1 protein-coding gene is annotated in these 540 nt (G+C 63.0%); it reads left to right on the plus strand.

All coding sequences use genetic code 11. The features are described from left to right. Positions 1-540: electron transfer flavoprotein subunit beta/FixA family protein (locus tag APH28_RS25990; RefSeq protein WP_060513285.1), on the plus strand; the 540-nt coding region annotated here is incomplete at both ends.

Raw genomic sequence — 540 nt, forward strand, 5'->3', positions numbered from 1 at the left:
CCAGGAGCAGCTGCGTACTGCCCTGGCCCTGGGTGCCGACCGCGCCATCCTGGTCGAAGCCGCTGACGAACTGAACTCCCTGGCCGTGGCCAAAGCGCTGAAAGCCGTTGTCGATAAAGAGCAGCCACAGCTGGTCATCCTCGGCAAGCAGGCCATCGACAGTGACAACAACCAGACCGGCCAGATGCTGGCTGCGCTGACCGGCTTCGCCCAGGGCACCTTCGCCTCCAAGGTCGAAGTTGCAGGCGACAAGCTGAACGTCACCCGTGAAATCGACGGCGGCCTGCAGACCGTTTCGCTGAACCTGCCGGCCATCGTCACCACCGATCTGCGCCTGAACGAGCCACGCTATGCGTCGCTGCCGAACATCATGAAGGCCAAGAAGAAGCCGCTGGAGACCGTGACTCCAGACGCGCTGGGCGTGTCCCTCGCCTCCACCAACAAGACCCTGAAGGTTGAAGCCCCGGCTGCCCGCAGCGCTGGCATCAAGGTCAAATCGGTGGCCGAACTGGTCGAGAAGCTGAAGAACGAAGCGAAGGT

Source organism: Pseudomonas sp. NBRC 111124 (genome assembly GCF_001320245.1).
Classification (GTDB): domain Bacteria; phylum Pseudomonadota; class Gammaproteobacteria; order Pseudomonadales; family Pseudomonadaceae; genus Aquipseudomonas.